The sequence below is a fragment of the Streptococcus sp. sy010 genome (assembly GCF_007859175.1).
Classification (GTDB): Bacteria; Bacillota; Bacilli; order Lactobacillales; family Streptococcaceae; genus Streptococcus.
In genome coordinates this window covers 61,875-87,544 of sequence record NZ_VOHO01000001.1, presented here as the reverse complement: position 1 = coordinate 87,544, position 25,670 = coordinate 61,875, and the positions used below count along the sequence as shown (strand labels likewise).

The following is a 25,670-nucleotide window of genomic DNA, read 5'->3' as shown; positions in this document are numbered from 1 at the left end:
AAAAATATGATCGACCATCAACTTGAAGCTTCTGTCAAAGTACTGCTTGACGAATATCATCGTACAGTAGCAATGGGCGAGACCACTTTTACTGTTCACAACAGTTTTTTTGAAGGTCTTGATAGAACGGCTCACCTAAACGCTTTTTTATTGCAATGTCCCGTAAGGATAAGCCATCAGAATTATGAGACAACCACGTTTGAAGTACGTTAAAATCGTTTAACGGAAATGGTCTATCAGCATCCATATCAAGAGCAATCGTAACAATAGACTTTTCTGATGGATGATTGATGTCTTGCAGTCAGCAATACATCATGTCGCTCTAAATCAATTTCAATGTTCCTTATTGAATTAAAGAGCGTTTTGTTTTCCTTCTTCGCCATAATTCTCCTTTCCATTAGTTATAAGTAATATGTTTTGTCAAGAGAAACATATTACTTTTGATATATGTAGTATATCAAGGATTTTGTAGGAATGTGTTATTTATGTCAACTTTTTTAGGAAACTAAAATGGCTTCAAAAACCACTTTAGGCTCTACTCCTAAAATTCCAGCAAGTACTAGCATTTCATTACCGTCAAATCGTTCTTTTGGCTTGCTCTGTTTTCTATAAAATCCTGTACGAGTTAATCCCATTTTTTGAGCAATAACTTGTCGCTTCATACCACTATTATCTAGAAGTTTTTCAAATTCTGTTTTTTCCATTGATCGTCCTCCTTTCTACAAGTATGACTACTTGAAAATACTAAGAAGAAGATTGATGATGCTTAATATAGCTGTAATAATTAACAATATTGTTCTTTGCTTTTCAGTCATCTTGCTATTCTCCAAGGGTTATGATAAACTTTAAATAGTAGTAAACTAGCCCCCAGCTCTTTGCTGGGGCGGTTGATTTACTTACTGGCTATTTATGAAAAGTTCTCTTATAAGTCTTATAACTTCGATGACTGCCAAGACTATCGTTGCTATATCACTTGTTGAGAGCTTTTCTTTTTTATGTTGCCTTCGTTTTTTCATAACCCTTGCTCCTTTCTTTTTTTGTTAAGGTCTATCTCAACCTTACAACTCTATTATAAACCTTTGTTTCCTTTTTGTTAACTCTTTTGTGTTAAAAAAGTCAACTTTTTTGAAAAGAAAATATTATCATGTTTGTTGACAAAAAGAAAACACAGCTATATAATGAAAACAAGTAATACGATAAAAGGAGCTTTGTTATGGAAACTCAGATAGCTTTTCCTGCTATGGTAAAAGAATATAGAACTGCTAACAATCTAACTATGGAACAATTAGCTGACAAGATTGGCAAGACAAAATCAACAATATCAAAATGGGAAAAAGGAACACGTTCTCCAAAAATTCAAGAAATCGAAGAAATTGCCAATTTTTTTAACGTTGAACCAGCTATTATGATGTTTGGTGCTATAACCACCGACACCCCCGCACAAGCCCCTAGCGAGCTTGTCACGGCGATTACTGAAACAGTGACACGATTACACCCTGAACGCCAAGAAATCGTCCTAGACGTCGCTACAGAGCAACTAGAAGAGCAATTGAGAGAACAAGCTAATCTTATTGAAGAAGATAATGATCCTGTTGAACTTTATGAAGTTATCACGACAACTAAACTTGCAGCAGGCTATGGTTATTCTTTTGATGATTACGACCAAAATAAAGAGTACGTTGAAAACGAACCGCCACGCCATGATATAGCAAGTCTTGTCAGTGGTGATAGTATGTTACCAGATTATGAAGACGGTGATATTGTCTATTTACGCGATGCTGGTTTCAGTCATTATAACGGTCAAGTCTGTGCCATTGTCGTTGATGATCAAACCTTTATCAAGAAAGTTTACACAGAAGACGGGGGCTTACGTTTAGTCTCTATCAATCCTGATTATCCTGATAAGTGGGTTGACTTTCCACCATCTGAAGATACACACATTAAAGTATTCTTAGTCGTTGGGTCAGATACACCAGTCAGTCACTAATCTTAAGCGTGACATTGACTTAGAAAGAAACCTATGAAAGAATTACAATTTTTAGTTTATACAACCGACCAAGAACAAGAAACAGCCAATATCATTGTCAGTGACGATACTATTTGGGCCAGTCAGAAAGAAATGGCTAGACTGTTTGATGTTGGCTTGTCAACAATCAACGAGCATCTTAAAAATATTTACGATACTAACGAACTATCAGAAAAAGCAACTCTTCGGAAATTCCGAAATGTTCAACAAGAAGGAACACGCTTAGTTAATAGAGAAATAAGCTACTATAACCTTGATGTTATTATTTCCGTTGGCTATCGTGTTAACTCAAAAAAAGCGACACGCTTTAGACAGTGGGCTACCGCTGTTCTGCGTGAGTATATGATAAAAGGCTTTGCTATGGACGACGACCGCCTAAAACAAGGCGAAAACATACTAGAAAAAGACTACTTCCGCGAACTGCTAGAACGAGTCCGCTCTATTCGAGCCAGCGAACGCCGTATTTGGTTACAAATTACCGATATTTTCGCTGAAATATCAATAGACTATGACCCAGACAGCCAACTGACCAAACAATTTTACACTACTATTCAGAATAAGTTCCATTATGCCATCACTGGGAAAACTGCTGCCGAAATTATCTACACAAAAGCAGACCATACCAAGGATAACATGGGACTAACTACTTGGAAAAATTCCCCAGACGGTCGCATTTTACAAGCAGACACCCTAATAGCCAAGAATTACCTGACAGAAAAAGAAATCAAATCACTAGAACGAAGCATATCTAGCTATTTTGATTACCTGGAACGCCAAATAGAACAACGAAAAGCCCAAACTATGCAACAACTGGCTGACAGCATTGACCGTTTTCTTGCCTTCCAAGAATACAATATTTTAGAAGACCACGGAAAAATTACCAGTAAAACAGCCAAAGATAAAGCCAAAGCAGAATATCAGCTTTTTAACAAGACCCAAAAAATAAACTCAGATTTTGAAAAAACCTTAAAACGACTGACAGATAAATAACAATTTTACTAGATATAATATCAACTTAAAAAGAGATTTATTCATATCATCGAATGGGACGGACAAACCTACATCAAAAAAGCCTATAAAGAAGAAAAAGGCTTACGTTTAGTGTCTCTCAATAAAAAATACGCCGACAAATTCGCTGCATGGGAAGAAGAACCACGCATCATCGGTAAGATTGTTGGACATTTTACACCAGTGGAGAGGTAGGAAATTAGTCTTAGAAAAATAAGTTAAAGGATATATATCATGGATAATTTCAAAAGAAAAAAAGAATTAAATATTAACGATAACAAAAACATTATTATTGAATCTGTACATGGAATCAGCATTAAAAATTTTAGATTACTCGAAAATCAAGAATTTACTTTAGGAAAACATATTACAGTTGTCTCTGGCAGAAATGGTACAATGAAATCTACAATCATGGGGTTAATTGCCCACCCCTTCGAAACAGATTATGAAGACATAACTGAAAAGATAATGAAGACTGCTTTTAGCGAAGTTTTTAAACTGTCTTTATCTAAAGATACCGAAATATATAATTATGATATAAAAATGAATATCTTTTATAATAAACAGACAGAATATCTAGTAGAGCCTGTAAAAATGTACAGACAAGGCAATAGATTTCGACTTGTGCCAAGTGGTCGTCAAAAAGGAGATGGTTTTTTTAATCTTCCATCTGTATATATTAATTTGAAAAGACTGTTCCCTCTGGTAGAAATTGATGATAAGGAGCTTTCTAAATTAAACATTCAATACACATCCGATGAGAAAGAGTTCATAACACATTTTTACGAAACAATATTTGGTAAAACTGATTTCACTACATTCCAAACATATAAGACTAAAAATGATAAAATAAATAAAAATCCAATAGGTCCTGGTCCAGAGGCAATGTACGATATTTCTTCTATTTCCTCAGGAGAAGACAATCTTAGTTATTTTATCAAGATAATGATATCTTTTATGAGAATTCATAAACAAAAAAAGAACAAAAACGAAAAAGGATTAACAGGCTTACTATCAATTGATGAATTTGAAGCTAGTTTACATCCGATTGCTCAATTAAATTTATTTAATTTTTTATTTGATTGGTCCAGAAAATATAACGTTCAAATTTTATTAAATACACATTCATTATATCTTATTAAAGAAGTTATGAAGATGCAAGATTGTATTGAAAATAATTCAATACGCATTAACTTTATAACAAAACGTTTTTCAAAAAATCTAGAAATTTATAGCAATCCAGGCTTTAAATTTACAAAAGAAGAGCTTACACTAACGTCTGAAGAAACTGTAACTCCTATTAAAATTAACATACTTTGCGAAGATACAGTTGCAGAAAAATACATGAAACAAATATTATTAAGGACAGAAATAAGAAAGCGTTGTGAATTTATACCTAATGTTACAGGAGAAACAGGCAGTAGTTGGAAATCGTTAAAATCTCTTGCAATAAATGGGGCAAATTTATTATCGGATACCAAAGCATTAATCATTTTTGATGCAGATATCTCTTCTGACAAGATTGGTAAAACAAAGTATGATAAAATTTTATATCTCCCATCACTTACAAATAAAAAACTGCCTCTTGAAAAAGAGATAGTTAACTATATTCTTAGTCTTCCCGATGATGACAATTTCTTTACAGAAATCAAACTATCAAAAGAAATGTTTAAACAAAAATTTTCTACCTATAAGATTCGTTTAGAACCTCAAAATATTGAAAAGGAAAAAATCGATTATTACAAAAATTGGTATAATTCAGTCCCTCCAAGGGATATAAATAAATATATAAAGTGTATGATTAAAAAGCACCCCAAAATTTATGGTGATTTTCAAAATGCTATGAAAGATAAAATCAATGAGATATGTGAAGAACATGGAATTCCAACTATAAAATAAAATACTGGGCATCATTTACAAAAAAAGATAAAATGATAAGAGAGGAGGGATAAGAAATGAAAAACATTAGCCCACTAAGATATCCTGGCGGCAAAAGCCAAATTTATGATTTTGTAAAAGAATTGGTTATTAGTAATCAATGTGATACTTATATAGAGCCTTACATGGGAGGAATGGGAATTGCTTTAAAATTACTTTTAAATAATCATGTCAAAAAAATTATGGTAAATGATTTCGATAAATCTATTTACGCTTTCTGGTTTTCTGTCTTAAATTATACTGACAAACTAATTGAAAAAATTGAAACTACTCCTATTACTATTGAAGAATGGAAAATCCAAAAAGAAATCCAACAAAACAAGGAAAATTGCGATGATCTATTATCTTTAGGATTCTCAACTTTATTTCTCAACCGAACCAATCGTTCAGGAATCATTAAAGCTGGAGTAATCGGTGGCCAAAAGCAGAATGGCAACTATAAACTGGATTGCCGTTTTAATAAAGAAAAAATTATAGAAAAGATTAACTTAATAGCCTCTATGAGAAAGCAAATCAAACTTTATAACATGGATGCTGAAAAATTTATTCGATTAAATATTTCTAAAACAAAAAATTCTTTTACATTTTTTGATCCCCCATACTATGCTAAAGGCCCAGGGCTATATACTAATTTCTATAATCACGGAAATCATTTAAGTTTGGCCAAAACTATTAAACATTATATGAAAGATAAAATATGGATTCTTACATATGATCTCACTGATGAAATTTTTAAAATGTATAATGAATATCAACATGAAAAATATTATCTTAATTATTCAGTAACTAAACCTAGTAAAGGAATAGAATATATCTTTTATTCTCCAGAACTAATTTTTCCTATAAATAGACAATATTTAAAAATAGTCCAATAATAAAAACATCCCCACACTCTCCATCGCCAAATTTTGAGTGCAGGGAAACGTCCTTGTATAGTAAAAGGCATTAAAAAGCCCTTTTTACTATACCCATTTTATCAAGAAATGAGGTAAATAGCAATGGCATACTTTAGAAAGCGTGACAATGGCTGGGAATACCGTATCAGTTATAAAACACCTGATGGCAAATACAAGTAAAAGTCCAAATCCGGTTTTCGTACCAAAGCACTTGCCACGGCAGCTGCTATTGAAATGGAAAGACAGCTCACTCAAACTGTCAGCATCGACTCCAACATCAGCTTTATCAATTACTTAAAAAACTGGGCAAATACTTTCAAAAAAAGAAATCTTGCCAAAGGCACTTGGCGAAATTATGAACAAACCTTTAGGATTGTTGAACAACATTTTGGTCAAACTAAATTGACTGCCATCACGACATCTACTTATCAACAATTTCTCAATACTTTAGGCAAACACTACTATCATGGTACAATACGAATTATTCACCATCGTTTACGTTCTTGTGTCAAATATGCCCTAGCAGACCAACTAATCTCCTACAATTTTACTGATTTAGCTATTATTACTGCCGATAAAAAAGCCAAACCATTGGATGAAAAATTTCTTGAATTAGATGAATACCAGAGGCTACTTCAGCATCTCAAAGAAAATATTACAAACCATCGCTACATACAACTCTACCTTATTGCCGTCACAGGATTACGCGTTTCTGAAAGTTTAGGATTAACTTGGGCAGATATCGACTTAGAAAATGGTATAATAAATATTAACAAAACATGGGACATCTATGACCAATCAGGATTTATGCCAACCAAAAATCCCCAATCAATGCGTACGATTCCCATTGATGAAACGACCTCCCAACTCTTACATGATTACAAGAGCAATCGTTGGCAGGCAAACGATCTTGACCGTGTCTTTCTTGAACCCAACCAAGTTTGGCTTAATCGTGTTATTAAGAAAATTGTTGGAAGAAACGTACATGTTCACTCACTCCGTCATACTTATACAAGCTATCTCATTAGCCAAGGAGTCGAGTTAATAACCATTTCCAAGGTTATTGGCCATAAAGATCTGACTGTCACACTCCAAACCTATGCCCATCTCTTAGAAGATAAAAAAGAAAAAGATTTCCACACCATTCGTCAACTCTTTCAATAATTTGGGTCGGATTTGGGGCGTAAAACAACAGAAACACTATAAAATCAAGGATAATTTAAACATATTATGATAACAAAAGAATTTGATACCATCGCTGCCATTGCTACTCCCTTGGGGGAAGGGGCTATCGGAATCGTCCGTTTGTCTGGCACAGATGCCATTACAATCGCTAGCAAGGTCTTTAAGGGGAAGGACTTAAAACAGGTCACTTCTCATACCATCAACTATGGCCATATCGTAGAAAACAACCAAATCATCGATGAAGTCATGCTCAGTCTGATGCGAGCACCAAGAACGTTTACTCGTGAAGATGTCATCGAAATCAATACACATGGCGGTCTAGCAGTGACCAACCAAATCTTGCAACTCTTGATTCGCCACGGTGCTCGTCTAGCCGAACCAGGTGAATTTACCAAGCGTGCCTTTCTCAATGGTCGAATTGACCTCACACAAGCTGAAGCAATCATGGATCTCATCCGAGCTAAGACAGATAAGGCCATGTCAATTGCGGTCAAACAATTAGACGGTTCACTGTCTGATTTGATCAATAATACACGCCAAGAAATCCTGAATACGCTGGCTCAGGTGGAAGTTAATATCGACTATCCTGAATACGATGATGTTGAAGAAATGACCACGGCTCTCTTACAAGAAAAAACTCAAGAATTCGAAAAGCTGCTGACCAACCTGCTCAAAACAGCCAAACGTGGCAAGATCTTGCGTGAAGGCTTATCGACTGCGATTATTGGCCGACCAAATGTAGGTAAATCTAGCCTACTCAATACTCTGCTGCGAGAAGACAAGGCCATTGTCACTGATATTGAAGGAACCACTCGTGACGTCATTGAAGAATATGTCAATATCAATGGGGTACCACTGAAACTCATTGATACGGCAGGGATTCGTGAAACCGATGATGTGGTTGAGCAAATCGGTGTGGAGCGTTCTAAAAAAGCCCTCAAAGAAGCTGACTTAGTGCTTTTGGTCTTAAATAGCTCTGAAAAACTAACTCCACAAGACCGTCAACTTCTTGAACTCAGCCAAGGTAGCAATCGTATCATTCTTCTCAACAAGACCGATCTACCCCAAGCTATCGAAAAAGAACAATTACCAGATGATGTGTTAAGCATTTCTGTCTTAACCAAAGAAAATATTGATTTGATTGAAGAGCGTATCAACCAACTCTTCTTTGACAATGCAGGTATTGTTGAACAAGATGCCACCTACCTGTCCAATACCCGTCATATCAGTCTAATTGAACAGGCTGTGGATAGTTTACAAGCAGTCAATCAAGGTTTAGAACTTGGTATGCCAGTTGATTTACTGCAAATTGATCTCACTCGCACTTGGGAAATTTTAGGGCAAATCACTGGAGACGCTGCACCAGATGAACTCATCACTCAACTCTTTAGTCAGTTCTGTCTTGGTAAATAAAAAAAAACGAGAATCACTGAGTGACTCTCGTTTTTTAGGAGATTTATAAAAAGAAAAGTTTTAGGATGACTATAGTATAAGCCAGCTAGCTTAATCCTAACTTAAACAAATGTTATTTTACAGTTGTTAGAAATAAAAATAACTATCAAATCAATCCCTCCACAATTATAATGGTCATAACACCAAAAGGAAATAGACTCATCACAAGGTTTTTCTTCCTTGCCCATTTTGGGCAAACCTCCTCATAACTGTGACGACGACAATTCCAAAAAAAATTGAGCTCATCACAAGATTCTCCTACTTCGCCCATTTTGGGCACACCTCATCACAACTGTGATGATGACAACTCCAAAAAGAATTGAGCTCATCACAAGATTCTCCTACTTCGCCCATTTTGGGCACACCTCATCACAACTGTGATGATGACAACTCCAAAAAGAATTGAGCTCATCACAAGATTCTCCTACTTCGCCCATTTTGGGCACACCTTATCACAACTGTGATGATGACAACTCCAAAAAGAATTGAGCTCATCACAAGGTTTTTCTTATTTGCCCGATTTAAAGTTGAGTTGCTCATCGCTAGGATGAGAACCACTCCGAAGAAAATTAACTTACTCAATGTTTTTCTCTGATTTGTCAAGAAAAACTCTTTTATAGTATAATAAGACTATTAAAAGGAGTAAAGGAATCGTTAGTATGAACACAAACACAGCTACCGCTGATTATGTATGCTTTAATCAATAGTCAAAATGATATCAATTAAAAGACGATTCCTAAATAGAATCGTCTTTTTTGCTGCGTTTATTTTACGATTATCAAATCTTTTAGTTGTTCAAGAATGTCTTCTAAACCAACTCCAGCTTGTAAAAGTGCTGCTGCAGCATAGGTTCCTTCCAAAACTGGCACATCTTGAATAAGCAAGGTCTTATCTGATAAATCTGCGACCATTTCTAAATTCATCCGAGCTGAACCTAAATCATAAAAAGCTAAAAGTTGCGAGCAAGGATTGTCTGCCACAATCGCTTCAATTTGTTCAAAACTGGTACCGATACTACCATCAAGCAAGCCACCAACATAGGTCACAGGCACATCTTTTGCTACTTGGTTAATGAGATTAACCACACCTTGAGCCAAGTCCTTAGAATGAGAAACCAGTACAATACCCAAATCAGCCATTAGCCACCACCACTTCTAAAAGCGAATCAAATAGCAAGGCTGACGAATAGGAACCGGGGTCAAGATGACCCACAGAACGTTCACCCAAGTAAGAGGCACGCCCCTTGGTTGCGACTAATTCTTTTGTTTGCTCTGCATAAGCATAAACTTTCTCGACACTTAAATCGCCCATTTTTAACGCTTCAATCGTCGGTTGCCACACATCAATCATGGTCTTTTCACCCAGACTCGCTTTTCCTCTTTTGACAATCATCTCAAGGCCTGATGTTAACAATGTGACTAACTGGTCTTCATCACTAGCTTTACTCATGCCAATAAATGCTGAACCATAAAGAGGACCTGAAGCTCCACCAACTTTACTCAACAATTGCATGCCAACGGTCTTAAACACCTCACCTGTATTGGTAAATTCATTTTGATTTAGAGATTCCATGACGGCAGCCATCCCACGCGCCATATTTCCCCCATGATCTCCATCCCCAATCGGAGTGTCTAATTCACTCAAGTAATCCTTGTTCTCTTGAATCTTTTCATTAAAACGAGTCATCCAAGCTAATGCTTCTGCTACTTTCATCCACTACCCCTTTCTACCAAGCTGGTGTATTAACTGGACTGTTCAAGGCTTCTAACCAGTCAGCTTCTAATTTCATCAAGGTCAAAGATAAGCCTGCCATATCAATGGCCGTCATATAATTCCCTAGTTTCTTATAAACCACTTTAATGCCTTTATCGGCTAAAAGATTAGCAACATCATTAGCAAACACATATTGTTCCATCAAAGGAGTCGCTCCTAAGCCATTGATTAAAAGGGCAAATGCTTGATCTTCTGTCACTTCAAAATCGACCAAGAGCTTATCCACCAATTCCTTAGCTAATTCTTTAGAAGGTTGCATTTTTTCTTTACGATAACCTGGTTCGCCATGAATCCCTACGCCATATTCAAACTCATCATCCGCAAGAACAAAGCCTGGTTTACCAACTTCTGGTACTGTGGCACCTGATAAGGCCAAACCAATCGTTTTAATATTTTTAACCAATTCATCAGCCAAAGCCTTAATGTCAGACAAAGATTTGCCTTCACGAGCAGCATGTCCCAAAATTTTATGAACAAATAAGGTACCCGCTACCCCTCGACGTCCTTGAGTATATAAACTATCTTCTACTGCCACATCGTCATCAACAACAACGCTAGCCACTTCAATACCTTCTAATTCTGCCAATTCTTGTGCCATTTCAAAATTCATGATGTCACCAGAATAGTTTTTGATAACCATGAAAACACCCGCACCCTCATCAGCAGCCTTAATCGCTTCTAAAATTTGGTCTGGCGTTGGTGACGTAAAGACCGCTCCACAGACCGCAGCAGATAACATCCCTTCTCCAACAAAACCAGCATGAGACGGCTCGTGACCTGAACCACCACCAGAAATAAGACCAACCCGTCCTTTTTTCTCTGCCTTACGCACCAGCACATCATAACCATCTAAACGCTCCAACAAATCAGAATGGACAAAACCAATCCCTTCAATCATCTCATTAACAACATCTGTAGGCTGATTGATAATTTTTTTCATGATAAATTCCTCCTTAGCATAAATAATCATGTATTAACACTTTCATTATACTCATTTCAAGGTCATAAGATAAGGGACAATTTTTTTAATTTGTCCCTTTTAATCTTTTTAGACTAGCTTTTCGTTCAAATTTTGTTAAGATTAAACTAAGTCTTTTGGGAGGTTTGCCATGACATCATCTTTGATTACCAAAAAACGTATTGCTAAAGCCTTCAAAAATCTCTTGGCTACTCAGGATTTCCAAACCATTTCTGTTGTTGATATTATGAAACTGGCCAAGATTAGACGTCAAACTTTCTACAATCATTTTGTAGATAAGTATCAGCTAATGGACTGGATTTTTGAAAGTGAATTGCAAGAACGTATTACTGATAACCTAGACTTCATTTCTGGGCGTCAACTGTTGATGGAACTCTTTTTATATTTTGAACAGGAACGCTATTTTTATCTTCAACTCTTTGATAGCAGAGGGCAAAATAATTTTTACGACTATTTTGTCGGCTACTGTCAGATTTTGGTGACAAAAATTATTAAAGAATATGCCACATCAGCAAAAATGGCTGACCCGCAGTTTTTAGATTTTCATCAACATTACCATAGTCATGCTCTAGCTCAAACCATCAAGGACTTTCTTCATCACAAACAAGCCTTGCCCAAACCAGACTACTTAATTAGTGAAATTTGTGCGATAGATTAGGAGATTATTATGCCCTTTATTCATAATCATAAGGAAAATATTATTTCCGACTACTTGGCCGGTTGTTTAAGTCTTTATCCACACTTGGAAAAACACCCTAATCTGCCTTTGATTTATCACAAAAATCATGATGACAAAACTGTTCCTATTCTATCAGGTGGAGGAACTGGGCACGAACCTGCGCATATCGGCTTTGTTGGACAAGGTATGCTGACGGCTGCTATCTATGGTCCTATCTTTACACCGCCAAGTGCCAAAGACATTTATCAAGCCATTCGATTCCTTGACAAAGGACATGGCGTATTTGTCATTATCAAAAATTTTGAAGCTGATTGCCTCGCTTTTAAACAGGCCATTCAAAAAGCTAAGGCTGATGGGCATGCTGTCAGATACATTCTTTCACATGATGATATTTCTATTATTCCCAATCATCCCTTTCAAATTCGAGGGAGAGGACTGGCCGGCACAGTTTTACTCCATAAAATCTTAGGCAGTATGGCACATCAAGGAGCAACATTAGAACAATTGGAACAAGAAGGTTTTGAATTGGCAACAAAAATTGCCACCATTGGCTTTGCGACCAAATCATCAACCAAACCACGAGCTGCCCTTCCCTTATTTGATTTAGAAAAAGAATTGATTTCTTATGGTAGTGGCATTCATGGCGAAGAGGGTTATCGTATCGTCCCTTTTGAATCCTCTGAAAAATTAGCTATTGAAATCATCAACAAACTGAAATTGCATTTTCATTGGAATCCACATGATCAATTTATCCTGTTGGTTAACAATCTTGGCACGACTACCGATTTAGAAATGGGAATTTTTCTCAACGACATCAAACAACTACTTGAAATCGAAGATTTGGACATTCCTTTGGTTAAGGTTGGTAAATACATGACTAGCCTTGATATGACAGGAATTTCGGTCAGCCTTTGTCATATTAGTCGGTTAAACTGGTTAACCCATCTACAAGAACCGACGCAGGCCTTTGCTTGGTAAATAAAAAAACTGGAATAACTTCCAGTTCTTTTTATTTAATCAAAGAAGTGGAATGAACCACTCGATTATCCCTATCAGGATAGATATAGTTGATGGCTTGGTTGACGGCTATCGGGGCTTCACCGAATCCTGTTGCAATCAAATCCACTCGTCCATCATAACTAGCAGCATCTCCAATAGCGTAAATGCCCTCTTGGCTGGTTTCAAACAAGGGTGACACACAAACACTAGAGCGTTTGGCCTCTAAATTCCAATTTTTCAAATTTTTATTTGAGGTTGAAAAACCAAAACTGACAATCAAGGCATCTAGTGGCAAATCAAGGACTTCTTCCCCCTTAACTTTCTGAACCCTCAAGGATTTAAGTTGTTGACCGTCACCTAGTAATTCAATAGGCAAATAAGGTGTTAAACGCTCAACCTTAGATTGTTCCAAGGCAGCAACGCTATGTTCATGAGCTCTAAAGGCATCTCTACGATGAACCAAGGTCACTGATTTCGCCAAATCTGCCAGACTATTAGCCCAATCAACTGCCGAATCACCACCACCGCAAATGACCACATCTTTATCAACAAAATCTTCCAAATGCTTGACATGATAGTAGAGATTTTGTTCAGCATAGTTTTCTTCGCCTTCTAAACCAAGTTTACGAGGAGCAAAGGCACCATTGCCACAAGCTAAAATAATAGCCCTAGATTGATGTTGTGCCTTATCTGTTTCAATAAGAAAATAATCTCCAACTTTCTTAAAAGTCTTAACTTCTTCTTTTAGGCAAATTTCAGTTGTTTCCTTGAAACGTTCCAATTGTTCTAACAACTGATCTACCAACTCTTTACCAGATATAGCTGGATAGGCAGGAATGTCATAAATCAATTTTTCAGGATAAAGGATAGCTGGCTGACCCCCTAGGTCTGCCAAACTCTCAATAATCTTAACATGTAAACCTCGAAGTCCAGCATAAAAAGCCGCAAACAAACCCACTGGCCCACCACCAACAATGGTAATATCAACAATCGTCTTATCGTTCATAATCATCTCCAATTTCTTTATCAACTTCTCTAGTATAACACAAATTCAAAGCCTCATCTTAAATGAAAAATTGTGAAAAAAATAATTTGAAAATTCCATAAGCTAATCTGTTGACAGGCTGTTTTTTTCGTGATAAGATAACAATATAAACGTGAAAGCGTTACCAAATTTATTTATATTAGGAGGAAAGTGTATGACTTTCAATACAAGCACGGCTGAGGGCCCTATTACTTTTTATAATCTTTATGATTTAGAAAAAATGGCACAACACGTTATTCCAAAAGGTGCTTTTGGTTACATCGCTAGTGGTGCAGGGGATACGTTTACTTTGTACGAAAACATTCGTGCCTTCAATCATAAGTTGATCGTTCCAGAAACCTTACGTGGCGTTGAAAATCCTGACACAAGCACTGTATTTGATGGTGATAAGTTAACTTCTCCAATTATCATGCCACCTGTTGCGGCTCAAAAATTGGCTAACGTTCAAGGTGAAGTAGCTTGTGCCAAAGGTGTTAGCGACTACGGTACTATTTATACAACAAGTTCGTATGCTTCAGCAGACCTTCCAGAAATTTCACAAGCTCTTAACGGATCACCACACTGGTTCCAATTTTACATGAGTAAAGATGACGGCATCAACCGTAACATCATGGATCGTGTAAAAGCAGAAGGATGTAAAGCTATTGTTCTTACTACTGATGCTACTGTTGGTGGTAACCGTGAAACAGATGCTCGTAACGGCTATGTCTTCCCAGTAGGTATGCCAATCGTTGAAGAATACCTACCACAAGGTGCTGGTAAATCAATGGACTTCATTTACAAATCAGCGAAACAAGCCCTATCACCACGTGATGTTGAGTTTATCGCAGAATACTCTGGCTTACCAGTTTATGTTAAAGGCCCACAATGTAAAGAAGATGTTAAACTAGCTCTTGATGCTGGTGCTTCTGGTATCTGGGTAACTAACCATGCTGGTCGCCAATTGGATGGTGGACCTGCAACATTTGACTCACTTCAAGAGGTTGCGGAAGCTGTTAACAAACGCGTTCCAATCGTCTTTGACTCTGGTGTACGTCGTGGACAACATGTCTTCAAAGCTCTTGCTTCTGGTGCTGATCTTGTTGCTGTAGGACGTCCTGTTATCTATGGTTTAGCACTTGGTGGTAGTGTCGGTGTTCGTCAAGTCTTTGATAAATTGACAGATGAATTGAAGATGGTTATGCAATTGGCTGGTAAACAAACTATCGAAGATGTTAAGAATACAACACTTCGTCACAATCCATACCCATCTCCACTACCTTCTGAAGCAGCTCCACTTAAACTTTACTAATTTTCAGTACAACTAACATAAAAAGAAACCTTTTATTCAAAGGTTTCTTTTTTTATGTCTTCTAATAATTGACTTTCTTCTGCTGTCAGCTGATAATTTTCCAACAAATCCGGACGGCGTAAATAAGTTTTTCTTAATGATTCTTTCAGACGCCATTGACGGATATTTTCATGATGACCACTCATCAGCACATCTGGAACCACCATACCTTGATAATCATAAGGACGTGTATATTGAGGATATTCCAATAAACCAGATGAAAAACTATCATCTTGATGACTAACCTCTTTACCAATAACTGATGGAAGCAAACGAACTGTGGCATCAATAATGGTCATGGCTGCCAATTCTCCTCCTGTCAAAACAAAATCTCCCAAAGAAATTTCATCTGTCACCAAGGTCTTTATTCTTTCGTCATAACCTTCATAATGGCCACAAATAAAAATCAATTCTTCTTCTTGGGCTAATTCTTCAGCGTAAGTTTGATCAAAGGAACGACCGGCAGGATCCAACAAAATCACTCGTGGATTTTTTTTGTCAATGGCATTAAAAGCGTCAAAAATCGGCTGTGCCCTTAATAACATCCCTTGACCACCACCATAAGGCTCATCGTCCACATGGCGTGCTTTTTCAGCATAATTTCTAAAATTATGATAGGTCACTCTGACCAGTCCCTTATCTCTCGCCTTGCCAACAATAGAATGCTCTAAAGGCGAAAACATTTCTGGAAAAAGGCTTAAGATATCAATCTTCATCATCTAAACCCTCTAACAATTCAACAGCTACTCTACCTGACGCCAAATCCACCTCAAGAATCACTGATGGAATATAAGGTAATAACAAGTCACGTTTGCCTTGACGCTTCACCACCCAGACATCATTGGCTCCTGGTTGTAAAATTTCTTTGATTTCACCAATGTAATTGTCTTGTTCATAGACGTCAAGACCAATGATTTCATGGTAGTAGAATTCGTCATCTTCCAAATCGGTCAAATCTTCTTCGGCAATTTTAAGAAAATGTTCCTTATATTTTTCCACTTCATTGATGTGATAATGGTCTTTGAATTTAACAATGTCAAAATTTTTATGTTTACGATGACTAGCAATTTCCACGGTTTTAACCAAGTGATCATTGGCATCAAAAAGAGCTAACTGACTTCCTTTTTTGAAACGTTCATCTGCAAAATCAGTCACACTCAAAACCCTTAGTTCACCTTGTAAACCTTGTGTGTTAACAATTTTTCCAACGTTAAAATAATTCATGCCATCTCCTAATATCTGTAAACTATTGTCTTTTTATTCTATCATGATATGCTTAAAAAGACCAGTCTAACCAAGAAAAAACAGCTCACTAGAGCTGTTTTAATTTATTTTTTCATCAATCACTAGACGAACTTTCTTACCTTGAATTGGCACGGAATAGACAATCGATCTTATTGCAGAAATCGTTCGCCCCTTTCTACCGATAATACGACCAATATCTTGGGCATCCAAATCAAGATGGTATTCCAAAAATTCGGGAGTATCCTGTATTTTGATAACAAGTTTATCTGGTTGTGAAATCAGAGGTTTCACAATCGCAATAATAAGATTTTCAATCGTGTCCATAGGCTAAGAATTATTTAGAAAATTTTTGTTCGTGGAATTTCTTCATCACGCCAGCTTTTGAAAATAGGTTACGTACTGTATCAGATGGTTGAGCACCTTTTGACAACCAATCAAGAACACGCTCTTCTTTAAGGCTAACTTGATTTTCTTCTACAAGTGGGTTGTAAGTTCCAACTGTTTCGATGAAACGACCATCACGTGGTGCACGTGAATCTGCTACGTTAATACGATAAAAAGGTTTTTTCTTTGAACCCATACGAGTCAAACGAATTTTTACTGCCATGTGTAAAATCTCTTTTCTATTTCTTTATTATTTAAGGGAAACTTCCCCTTACCTAAAACAGTATAACACAAGTAAAAAAGGGTGTCAAGAAAAAAACTTGACACCCTTTTAGTTTTATTATCAGAAAAGCTACCTTCTAAAAATTTAGAAGATAGCTTAAGAAATATTAAATTGACTAATTTTTTACTTGCTCAGTAGCAATGTCTTCACCGAACCACTTATCTGATATTTTCTGGAATTCACCTGATTGATAAAGATCCTTGAAACCTTGGTTGATTTTATCAACTAAAGTCTTATCTGCTTGACGAGCACCTACTGCAAAATCTTCACCACTATATTCACTAGTAATAATGTTATATTGATCTAGTTGCCCTTCTTTTTGCAAGTAGTAATTAGCGTAAACACGATCAATCAATAGCCCATCAATACGGTCATTTTTCAAGTCAATCAAGGCTTCTGTAAAGGTACTATACTGGGTTGCATCTTGATCTTTGACCAAATCTTTTAAGACTTGTGGATTATTTTGGAAGGCATCGTAACCAGAAGAGCCTGCCTGTACACCTAAAACCTTATCTTTCATCTCAGCAAAAGAGTTAATTTTAGATGACTTCTTAGTTACCAAGACTTGTTCGTTATTCATATAAGGATTGGTAAACAGTACTTTCTTCGCACGTTCATCCGTCATGGAATAACCATTCCAAATTAAATCAATCTTACCATTGGTTAATTCAGTTTCTTTTAGATCCCAGTTAATTGCCTGCCATTTAACCTGAATACCATAAGATTCAAACAAGGCATTAGCCAAATCAATATCAAAGCCAACATTCTGACCTGACTCATCTTCAAAGCCCATTGGAACAAAGGTGTTATCAAACCCAATTGTAATGGTTTTTTCTTTTTCATAACGTGCCCATTGATCCGTAGATATGGCTGAGTTTGTACTATTTTTAGTTTGACAAGCTACTAAAAGAAAGCTCAAACCTAAAGTTATTATTGCAAGGAGTTTTTTCATGTTCTCATTTTCTTTCTATTTGGGATAAACTTTCACAATATCATCAGCAATATGCTGAGCAAAGTCTAAATCATGCGTAATGATTAACTGAGTGATGCCGGTTTGCTTATTTTGCAAAATCAATTGTTCCACCTCACGACGTAATTCAGGATCAAGAGCTGAAGTTGGCTCATCATAACCAATAATTTCTGGATCAATCATCATGGCTCGGGCTAGGGCTACCCGTTGTTTTTGACCACCAGATAAGGCATGAGGGTAGTTCTTAACTTGATTAGAGAGACCAAGACGCTCTAACAGCTCTAATGCCTTTGTTTCCGCAGCTGCCCTAGACATGCCTTGAGTCTTAACAGGTGATAAGATTAGGTTATCTAAAACGGTCAAATGTGGAAATAATTGAAAATCTTGAAACACAAAACCTAGCAATTGATTTTTAGTGAAATAATCTCGCCCTACTTCTTTTCCATTATGGAAAATCTGTCCACTATCAATACTTTCTAAACCAGCTAACATGCGAAGCAAAGTGGTCTTTCCTCCACCAGATTGACCAACAATAGCCAAGGTTTTTCCTTTTTCAATGGTTAAGTCAAAATTCTCAAAAATTTGTTTACTGCCAAAACGCTTGGCAATTTGTTTTAACACTAACATGATGTCTCCCTATTTGTAATAGTTATATTTCTTTTCAACTTGTTTAGACACCAAGGTCAATCCACCAATGACAATCAGGTAAATAGCACCCGCAATAAACATCGGTACTAAACTGGCATCACGGTTAGCTGCCGTCCTACTCGCCAAAAGCAGATCACCTACACCTAAGGTATAAACTAAGGCCGAATCTTTAACTAAAGTAATGACTTCATTAAACACACTTGGTAAAACCACCTTGGTCACCTGTGGCAAAATGACATAACGAATAGTTTGTAACTGACTAAGCTTAAGTACTTGAGCCGCCTCATACTGACCCTGAGGAATACTTTCAATACCACCACGAAATATCTCTGCAAAATAAGCAGCATAATTCAATGTGAAGGCTAAAATAGCTGCTGGCATCCGATCAAGTGTAATGCCAACATTTGGCAAAACATAATAGATGAAAATCAATTGCAAGAGCAAGGGGGTTCCTCGCATGATCCAAATATAGATGGTCAATAACCAGTTAAGAAACTTAATTTTCAGTTTCATCACAAAAGCTAGTATCGCTCCTAAAGGAACGGAGAGAACTAACACTAGCACAAAAATTTGCAAAGTTACTAAAGCCCCCTTTAATAAACTGGGCAAAACTTCAAATAGATAAGACATCTTTTCTCCTTCAGTGATAATCTCTACTATTTTACCAAAATAATCCAAACTTTGTAAAGTAAATCTTTTATTGAGGCTCGTCAACTGATTTTGAAATACATTTTTTTCTGTACAATTTTCATACTAATCTGATGATTTCTTGAAAAACTTAATTGATTTTTCAAAAAACTCTTGTCATTCTGAAAAGTTTTTGCTAAAATACAATATATATTAAATTTTGATAATAACAAATTTTAGAAAGGAGCTTGCTATGATGCTGCTAGTTGTCGCTATTATTCTTATTATTATGGTTGAACACGTTTATATCAGTAGTGGATAGCAACGCTTTTTTCTGTACACTTGTATGATAAAGCCAGTAGCTACTCACTTTGTAGCTACTGGCTTTTCTATTATCAAAATTTAATAGTGAATTTTTTATCAAATGAAAGGAAACTGTTATGACAGCAACAAAATCAACTCTTTCTGTCGGTCAATTTCTAAATAAAGTTCTTAACGGAACTGCTATCGCCGTAATCGTCGGCCTTATTCCAAATGCCATCTTGGCTGTTCTTTTAACCAGTAGCTTATTTCAAGGCAACAGCTTTGTAGCTACTTGGCATTCAGCCAACGTTCTTTTCCAAGCCACTATCCCTGCCTTAATGGGTGCCTTAATTGCGCTTCAATTCGGATTTGATGGGCTGAAGGTCGGTGTCGTTGCTGCTGCCACCTATGTTGGTTCTGGAGTAACTAGTAAATCAGCCGTCGCAGCTGGATTATTGAGCCAACTTCAAGATAGTAAGGCAAGTGAGGAAGTCATCCAAACTGCCACAACACTAGCTGGTTCTTTCTTTACCGCTGGAACTGGTGACATCATCAATGCCATGTTAGTGGCTAGCTTGACTGTTGCCCTTCTTCTTGCTCTTGGCGACAAATTGGGCTCACTCAATATCATCTTTTTACCAATCTTATCTGCCTTGGTAGCCACAGTTGGTCTTTACACTCTTCCACATGTCAAAGGCATCACCACTCAAATCGGAGTTCTTATCCAAAACTTTACAGAACTCCAACCCTACTTGATGAGTATGTTAATCTGTATCTCTTTTGCTATCCTTATCGTCTCACCTATCTCAACGGTCGCAATCGGTTTAGCCGTTGGATTGACTGGTATCTCTGCTGGTGCTTCTGCCATGGGAGTGGCCGCAACTACGATGGTCTTAGTCGTTCATTCTTTCACTGTTAATAAACCTGGAGTTACAATCGCTGTTGCCCTTGCTTCGATGAAAATGATGATGCCAAATGTTTTCAAAAATCCTATCGTTTATGTCAATATCGTCACGACAGCAGCCCTTTGCTCACTACTTGTTCCTCTCTTTAATATCACAGGAACACCTGCTAGTGCTGGATTTGGTCTTGTCGGTTTAACCGGTTTATTTGCCTCAATCAATGGTGGACTATCACCTGTCCTAGCACCAGTAGTTTGGATTTTATTACCTTTGGCTATCGCTATCGCCACTCGCTTTGTTTACACTAAATTACTAAAACTTTATTCTGCAGAAGTCTTTAAGTTTGAAACAAAATAACAATCAAGGAGATTTATCTTATGACAACACCTGCTTCACAATTAGACTGGAACAATCTTGGCTTTGCCTATATGAAATTACCTTACCGCTATGTAGCACGTTACAAAGATGGTGCTTGGCAACAAGGAGAACTTACAGAAGATGCTGAATTTAACATCTCTGAATGTTCTCCCTGCCTTCACTATGGTCAACAAGCCTTTGAAGGCATGAAGGCTTATCGTACCAAAGACGGTTCACTTCAACTCTTTAGACCTGATATGAATGCCGAGCGTCTGCAACGTTCAGCACGTCGTTTGCTCATGCCTCCTGTTCCTACTGACATGTTTATTGATGCCGTCAAAGCTGTCGTAAAAGCCAATGCCGACTATGTCCCACCTTATGGTTCAGGAGGCACCTTATATCTTAGACCGCTTTTGATTGGTGTCGGAGATGTTATCGGCATCAAGCCCGCACCTGAATACATCTTCTGCGTCTTTGCCATGCCTGTTGGCAATTATTTCAAAGGTGGCTTGACCCCAACTAACTTCTTGGTGTCAACTGAATTTGACCGTGCTGCTCCAAATGGTACTGGTGCTGCAAAGGTTGGAGGGAACTATGCTGCCAGCTATCTACCAGGAAAATTGGCTCAAGAACGTCAATTCTCTGATGTCGTTTACCTTGACCCTGCCACACACACCAAGATTGAAGAAGTCGGGGCTGCCAACTTCTTCGGTATCACCAAAGACAATGAATTTGTCACGCCACTCAGCCCGTCAATCCTACCTTCAATCACCAAATATTCACTGCTTTATCTAGCTGAGCATCGTCTTGGTCTTAAAGCCATTGAAGGAGATGTGCCAGTCGCAGAACTCGATCGCTTTGTTGAAGCCGGTGCTTGTGGAACGGCTGCTGTCATCTCACCAATCGGTGGCCTACAAATAGGTGAGGACTTCCATGTCTTTTATAGTGAAACAGAAGTCGGACCTGTCACTCGTCGTCTTTACGAAGAATTAACTGGCATCCAATTTGGCGATGTGGACGCTCCTGAAGGCTGGATTGTCAAAGTTGACTAAAGCAAAAAATCTTAGATCCTGTGATCTAAGATTTTTTATTTAATTATCCATCATACCTGCTTGTAATTGATACATGCGATGATAGGTTCCTTCTAGAGCAAGAAGCTCTTGGTGACTCCCTTGCTCAATAATCTTACCTTTGTTTAAGACGTAAATGCAATTAGCATCTTGAATGGTTGATAAACGATGGGCAATCGCAATGGTCGTACGGCCCTGTCTCATTTTTTCCAAAGATTTTTGAACAGTTTGCTCTGTTTCAGAGTCAATATTAGCTGTCGCTTCATCTAAAATGAGAATCTTCGGTTGGCTAGCTACTGTTCGTGCAAAAGCTAGTAGTTGCCGTTGTCCTGTTGAAAAGGTCGAACCACGCTCAGTCACAGGGTCATCATAACCTTTGGGAAGTTTTTGAATGAACTGGTCAGCATCAACAAATTTCGCTGCGGCTTTAACGTCTTCATCTGTCAAATCTTGGTACATTTTAATATTCGACTTAATTGTGCCATGGTACAAGAAGGGATCTTGCAAGACCAAACCAATCGTTTGGCGTAAGGTTGCTTGATCGTAGGTTCTGATGTCACGACCATCTATCAAGACTTGACCAGATTGGAAATCATAAAAGCGCATGAGGACATTGATAATTGATGATTTACCTGAACCAGTACTACCAACAAAGGCAATGGTTTCACCTTTTTTCACACGGAAAGACACCTTATCCAAGATTTGATTCTTACCATCATAAGAGAAACTAACATCCTTAAACTCAATATCACCTTGGGTAATAATTGGCCCATTAGCTGATTGGCTGGGTTCGTAATCTTTACGGTCAATGAGGGCAAAAACACGACCAGCTGCTACCATTGACGTTTGTAGCGTTGAAAAGTTTTGGGTCACTTCAATCAAGGGATCAAAAAGACGATTAACATACTGAATAAAAGCATAAATCAAACCTGCCGTCACGCCAGATTCTTGCCAACTTAAACCAAAATAGAGCATAAGCAAGGCATAAGCCAATAATTTTAACAATGACATGGCTGGACGTAAAAATAAACTATCTAGCGCCATTGAACGATTAGCATAGGTCATATGTTCCTGGTTTATGTCTGAGAACTCTTGACGCAGACGCTCTTCTTGGCGAAAGGCTTGAATAATGCTAATTCCTTCAATGCTTTCAGATAACTTGCTGTTGATGTCACTCAAAAGACTTCTAGTTTTCGAGATGACAGGTTCTGACAATTTACGATAAAGAGTTACTAAAATAAAGATACAAGGTAAAAGCATCGACACCAAGAGTGTCAAACTAGGATTGAGGCCCAGCATGGTATAAAAGGTCACAACAAAGATAAAAATAGCTGAAACAAAATTAGCTAAAATCCCTGAAAACATCTCACTGATAGCTTCAGTATCATTGGTAATTCTTGATACAATAGCTCCTGCTGGCGTTTGATCAAAGTAAGACATGCCTAATTTTTCCATATTAGCAAAAGCGTCACGGCGAATGTCTCTTACAATACTGAAAGAAACTTTGGCAAATAACAGATTACCAAGGTACTGCAAAAGCGTCTGTAAAAGATAAAGACCATAGTAACTCACTAAAATCAGCATGGCTGTTTGATTAAGATTACCTAAAAAATGATCAATAAAATTAGAAGCCACCAAGGGAATCACGTTTTTAACAATAGTGGTCATCAAAAGTAATAACAAAGCAAAAAACGTTAGCAACTTATAAGGTTTTAAATAAGATAAAAGTCTTTTAAAGGTCTGCCATTGTTGGCTTTTAGAAGTCATCGCTACCTCCTTCTAAATCAAGCTGTTGACTCGCATAGGTTTCTGCATACCAACCTCCTTGGGCTAAGAGGTCTTCGTGACGACCTCGCTCAATAATTTGACCATCTTGCATAACTAAGATTAAATCAGCATGAACAACCGCACTCAAACGATGGGCTGAGATGATAGTTGTTTTTCCTGTACGAGATTGTTTTAGGTTATCAATAATGGCGTGCTCTGTCTTAGCGTCAACCGCCGACAAAGAATCATCCAAAATCAAAATGTCCGGATCCAAAATCATTGCTCGACTCATGGCAACTCGTTGACGTTGCCCACCAGATAAGGAAACACCTTTTTCACCAAGTAAGGTATCAAATCCTTCAGGCATGGCTTGAATATCCTCATGGACATGAGTCAACTTAGTAATAGCTTCAACTTGAGCCAAACTCAAGTCTGGATTAGCAAAACGAATATTATCGACAATAGACATGGCAAACAAGAATTGATCTTGTGGCACATAACCAATCAAAGAACGTAAATCTGTCAAACGATAGTCTTTAATGTTATGCCCTGCCAATTTAATTTCACCATCCGTGATATCAAATTCGCGCAACAAGGCTTTAATCAAACTAGACTTGCCTGAACCTGTTTGCCCAACTAAACCTAGTGTTTGACCTTTTTCCAAGGTAAAGTAAATATCTGACAAGGTTTTTTGTTCTTCATAAGCAAATTGGGCAATAGCATACTCCAAGCGGCCATTTTTGATTTGTGCCTGCGGCTTCTCACTTTCTTGCACATCTGACTCTTGAGCTAGGAGCTTTTGAATGCGTTCATAAGAAACCTTACCTCTCTGCGTCATATTAAATAAGAAACCAATAGCCATTAGTGGCCAGACTAACATGTCCAAGTAGGTAATAAATGTAACCATATCACCAATACTAACTTTTTGTTGGGCAACCATAAAACTACCAACTAAAAGGGTCAAGACATAAGTAGCACCAACAAAAAGTAAGACTAAGGGATCAAAAAGAACATCATATTTCATGGCTGTCATGTTTTTTTCAAACGTGTCCTGATTGATTTTTTGAAAACTCTCAAATTCTGCTGCTTGATAACCAAAAGATTTGGTGACTTTAACCCCCGACACACTTTCTTGAACACTATTATTTAGTTCTGAAAAGGCTGCATTAGCTGATTTGAAACTATCGTGCATTTTTTTTGATAGACGATTAGTTGCAAAAGCCATAAAAGGTAGCGGCAAGATAGCAATCAAGGTCATTTGCCAAGAAATATTGAAAAACATGGTAAATAAGGTAACCAAGGCTGTGACAGACGCATCCACGGCTGACATGACACCGCCACCAGCAAGTCTGGTTAAGGCATTGATGTCGTTGGTGGCATGAGCCATCAAGTCACCTGTACGATATTTCTGATAAAAGCTAGGCGCCATTTTGGTAAATTGCTCAAATAAACGTTGTCGCATGATTTGACCCAAGCGATACGACGTCCCTAAAATATACATCCGCCAAACATAGCGTAGCCCATACATCGCAAAAGCAGCTAAAAGCAAATAAAGCAATTGCCACAAAAGTGCTGGTTGGCTCAAATTTCGACTGGCAATCTGATCAACAATTCGCCCCATCACCATTGGTGGAATCAAGTTAATCACAGATACCAAACTCAAGGAAAAAATCCCAATCAGGTAGCGGCGTTTTTCTAACTTGAAAAACCACCAAAGCTGACCAATGATACTGGTCTCAAAAAACTTTCTTTTCATCGTATCTCCTTTTTTCATTTCTAAATAAAAATAGATAACTGACTGATT

25 protein-coding genes and 1 pseudogene are annotated in these 25,670 nt (G+C 37.4%); 12 read left to right on the top strand and 14 right to left on the bottom strand.

Translation table 11 applies throughout. The annotated features are described in order from the left end of the window. Positions 1-497: 497 nt before the first annotated feature. Positions 498-704: an XRE family transcriptional regulator gene (locus tag FRX51_RS00485; protein ID WP_146494885.1), complete on the bottom strand. Its 207-nt coding sequence runs from the start codon at positions 702-704 to the stop codon at positions 498-500. 509 nt (positions 705-1,213) lie between these two features. On the opposite strand from FRX51_RS00485, the gene FRX51_RS00480 reads away from it, so the two are divergent. The 7 genes and pseudogenes from FRX51_RS00480 to mnmE all read left to right on the top strand — a co-directional run bounded on the left by FRX51_RS00480 (position 1,214) and on the right by mnmE (position 8,466). Further along, positions 1,214-1,987, top strand: a complete 774-nt coding sequence (locus tag FRX51_RS00480; RefSeq protein WP_146494883.1) for an XRE family transcriptional regulator — start codon at positions 1,214-1,216, stop codon at positions 1,985-1,987. 33 nt (positions 1,988-2,020) lie between these two features. Further along, positions 2,021-3,016, top strand: a complete 996-nt coding sequence (locus FRX51_RS00475) for a virulence RhuM family protein (protein ID WP_146494881.1) — start codon at positions 2,021-2,023, stop codon at positions 3,014-3,016. A gap of 51 nt (positions 3,017-3,067) precedes the next feature. Continuing rightward, positions 3,068-3,229 (top strand): annotated as a pseudogene (locus FRX51_RS05835) (S24 family peptidase); the annotation flags it as partial. A 39-nt stretch (positions 3,230-3,268) separates the two neighbouring features. After that, positions 3,269-4,933 (top strand): AAA family ATPase, encoded by a 1,665-nt coding sequence (locus tag FRX51_RS00465; RefSeq protein WP_146494879.1) that lies wholly within the window; start codon positions 3,269-3,271, stop codon positions 4,931-4,933. A 56-nt stretch (positions 4,934-4,989) separates the two neighbouring features. Continuing rightward, positions 4,990-5,847 (top strand): DNA adenine methylase, encoded by an 858-nt coding sequence (locus tag FRX51_RS00460; protein WP_146494877.1) that lies wholly within the window; start codon positions 4,990-4,992, stop codon positions 5,845-5,847. Between the two features lie 255 nt (positions 5,848-6,102). Further along, the gene (locus tag FRX51_RS00455; protein ID WP_146494875.1) at positions 6,103-7,032 is read left to right on the top strand and encodes a site-specific integrase; all 930 of its coding nucleotides are present in this window, start codon (positions 6,103-6,105) and stop codon (positions 7,030-7,032) included. Positions 7,033-7,098: 66 nt separating this feature from the next. Further along, a complete protein-coding gene (gene mnmE, locus FRX51_RS00450) occupies positions 7,099-8,466 on the top strand; it encodes a tRNA uridine-5-carboxymethylaminomethyl(34) synthesis GTPase MnmE (protein ID WP_146494873.1) in 1,368 nt (455 codons plus the stop codon). An 803-nt stretch (positions 8,467-9,269) separates the two neighbouring features. Here the strand turns inward: mnmE and dhaM are convergent. From dhaM to dhaK, 3 genes are read right to left on the bottom strand one after another with little or no spacing between them, the layout of a single operon-like run. After that, positions 9,270-9,644: a dihydroxyacetone kinase phosphoryl donor subunit DhaM gene (gene dhaM, locus FRX51_RS00445; protein WP_146494871.1), complete on the bottom strand. Its 375-nt coding sequence runs from the start codon at positions 9,642-9,644 to the stop codon at positions 9,270-9,272. Then, positions 9,637-10,218: a dihydroxyacetone kinase subunit DhaL gene (dhaL, locus tag FRX51_RS00440; protein ID WP_146494869.1), complete on the bottom strand. Its 582-nt coding sequence runs from the start codon at positions 10,216-10,218 to the stop codon at positions 9,637-9,639. Before dhaL ends, dhaM begins: the two co-directional genes overlap by 8 nt. 13 nt (positions 10,219-10,231) lie before the next feature. Next, complete coding sequence (gene dhaK, locus FRX51_RS00435) at positions 10,232-11,218, bottom strand: dihydroxyacetone kinase subunit DhaK (protein WP_146494867.1); 987 nt, start codon at positions 11,216-11,218, stop codon at positions 10,232-10,234. Between the two features lie 169 nt (positions 11,219-11,387). Between dhaK and dhaS the strand changes: the two genes are divergently transcribed. Continuing rightward, a complete protein-coding gene (dhaS, locus tag FRX51_RS00430; RefSeq protein WP_146459853.1) occupies positions 11,388-11,915 on the top strand; it encodes a dihydroxyacetone kinase transcriptional activator DhaS in 528 nt (175 codons plus the stop codon). A 9-nt stretch (positions 11,916-11,924) separates the two neighbouring features. Continuing rightward, a complete protein-coding gene (gene dhaQ, locus FRX51_RS00425; protein ID WP_146494865.1) occupies positions 11,925-12,914 on the top strand; it encodes a DhaKLM operon coactivator DhaQ in 990 nt (329 codons plus the stop codon). Positions 12,915-12,945: 31 nt separating this feature from the next. On the opposite strand, the gene FRX51_RS00420 is transcribed toward dhaQ, so the two are convergent. Further along, positions 12,946-13,941, bottom strand: a complete 996-nt coding sequence (locus FRX51_RS00420; RefSeq protein ID WP_146494863.1) for an NAD(P)/FAD-dependent oxidoreductase — start codon at positions 13,939-13,941, stop codon at positions 12,946-12,948. A gap of 193 nt (positions 13,942-14,134) precedes the next feature. Between FRX51_RS00420 and lctO the strand changes: the two genes are divergently transcribed. After that, a complete protein-coding gene (lctO, locus tag FRX51_RS00415; RefSeq protein WP_146494861.1) occupies positions 14,135-15,271 on the top strand; it encodes an L-lactate oxidase in 1,137 nt (378 codons plus the stop codon). A gap of 32 nt (positions 15,272-15,303) precedes the next feature. Here the strand turns inward: lctO and trmD are convergent, their stop codons facing one another. The 7 genes from trmD to FRX51_RS00380 form a co-directional block, all read right to left on the bottom strand. Beyond that, positions 15,304-16,026 carry a tRNA (guanosine(37)-N1)-methyltransferase TrmD gene (trmD, locus tag FRX51_RS00410; protein ID WP_146495515.1) on the bottom strand — a complete coding sequence of 241 codons (723 nt, stop codon included), beginning with the start codon at positions 16,024-16,026 and terminating at the stop codon, positions 15,304-15,306. Further along, positions 16,016-16,534 (bottom strand): ribosome maturation factor RimM, encoded by a 519-nt coding sequence (gene rimM / locus FRX51_RS00405; protein ID WP_146494859.1) that lies wholly within the window; start codon positions 16,532-16,534, stop codon positions 16,016-16,018. The genes trmD and rimM overlap by 11 nt, the downstream gene beginning before the upstream one ends. 99 nt (positions 16,535-16,633) lie before the next feature. Beyond that, positions 16,634-16,879, bottom strand: coding sequence for a KH domain-containing protein (locus FRX51_RS00400; protein ID WP_146494857.1), 246 nt, complete (start codon positions 16,877-16,879; stop codon positions 16,634-16,636). 10 nt (positions 16,880-16,889) lie between these two features. Continuing rightward, positions 16,890-17,162, bottom strand: a complete 273-nt coding sequence (rpsP, locus tag FRX51_RS00395) for a 30S ribosomal protein S16 (RefSeq protein ID WP_146459844.1) — start codon at positions 17,160-17,162, stop codon at positions 16,890-16,892. 175 nt (positions 17,163-17,337) lie between these two features. After that, the gene (locus tag FRX51_RS00390) at positions 17,338-18,174 is read right to left on the bottom strand and encodes an amino acid ABC transporter substrate-binding protein (protein ID WP_146494855.1); all 837 of its coding nucleotides are present in this window, start codon (positions 18,172-18,174) and stop codon (positions 17,338-17,340) included. Between the two features lie 15 nt (positions 18,175-18,189). Beyond that, positions 18,190-18,819 (bottom strand): amino acid ABC transporter ATP-binding protein, encoded by a 630-nt coding sequence (locus FRX51_RS00385; protein WP_146459840.1) that lies wholly within the window; start codon positions 18,817-18,819, stop codon positions 18,190-18,192. Positions 18,820-18,828: 9 nt separating this feature from the next. Continuing rightward, on the bottom strand, positions 18,829-19,470 hold the full coding sequence (locus tag FRX51_RS00380) for an amino acid ABC transporter permease (RefSeq protein WP_146459838.1): 642 nt from the start codon (positions 19,468-19,470) through the stop codon (positions 18,829-18,831). Between the two features lie 437 nt (positions 19,471-19,907). Between FRX51_RS00380 and FRX51_RS00375 the strand changes: the two genes are divergently transcribed. Further along, complete coding sequence (locus tag FRX51_RS00375) at positions 19,908-21,029, top strand: PTS sugar transporter subunit IIC (protein ID WP_146494853.1); 1,122 nt, start codon at positions 19,908-19,910, stop codon at positions 21,027-21,029. 20 nt (positions 21,030-21,049) lie between these two features. Beyond that, complete coding sequence (locus tag FRX51_RS00370; protein WP_146494851.1) at positions 21,050-22,081, top strand: branched-chain amino acid aminotransferase; 1,032 nt, start codon at positions 21,050-21,052, stop codon at positions 22,079-22,081. A gap of 39 nt (positions 22,082-22,120) precedes the next feature. On the opposite strand, the gene FRX51_RS00365 is transcribed toward FRX51_RS00370, so the two are convergent. Together FRX51_RS00365 and FRX51_RS00360 are read right to left on the bottom strand one after the other, a co-directional pair. Continuing rightward, a complete protein-coding gene (locus FRX51_RS00365) occupies positions 22,121-23,866 on the bottom strand; it encodes an ABC transporter ATP-binding protein (RefSeq protein ID WP_146494849.1) in 1,746 nt (581 codons plus the stop codon). After that, positions 23,856-25,622, bottom strand: a complete 1,767-nt coding sequence (locus FRX51_RS00360; RefSeq protein ID WP_146494847.1) for an ABC transporter ATP-binding protein — start codon at positions 25,620-25,622, stop codon at positions 23,856-23,858. Before FRX51_RS00360 ends, FRX51_RS00365 begins: the two co-directional genes overlap by 11 nt. Positions 25,623-25,670: the final 48 nt, after the last annotated feature.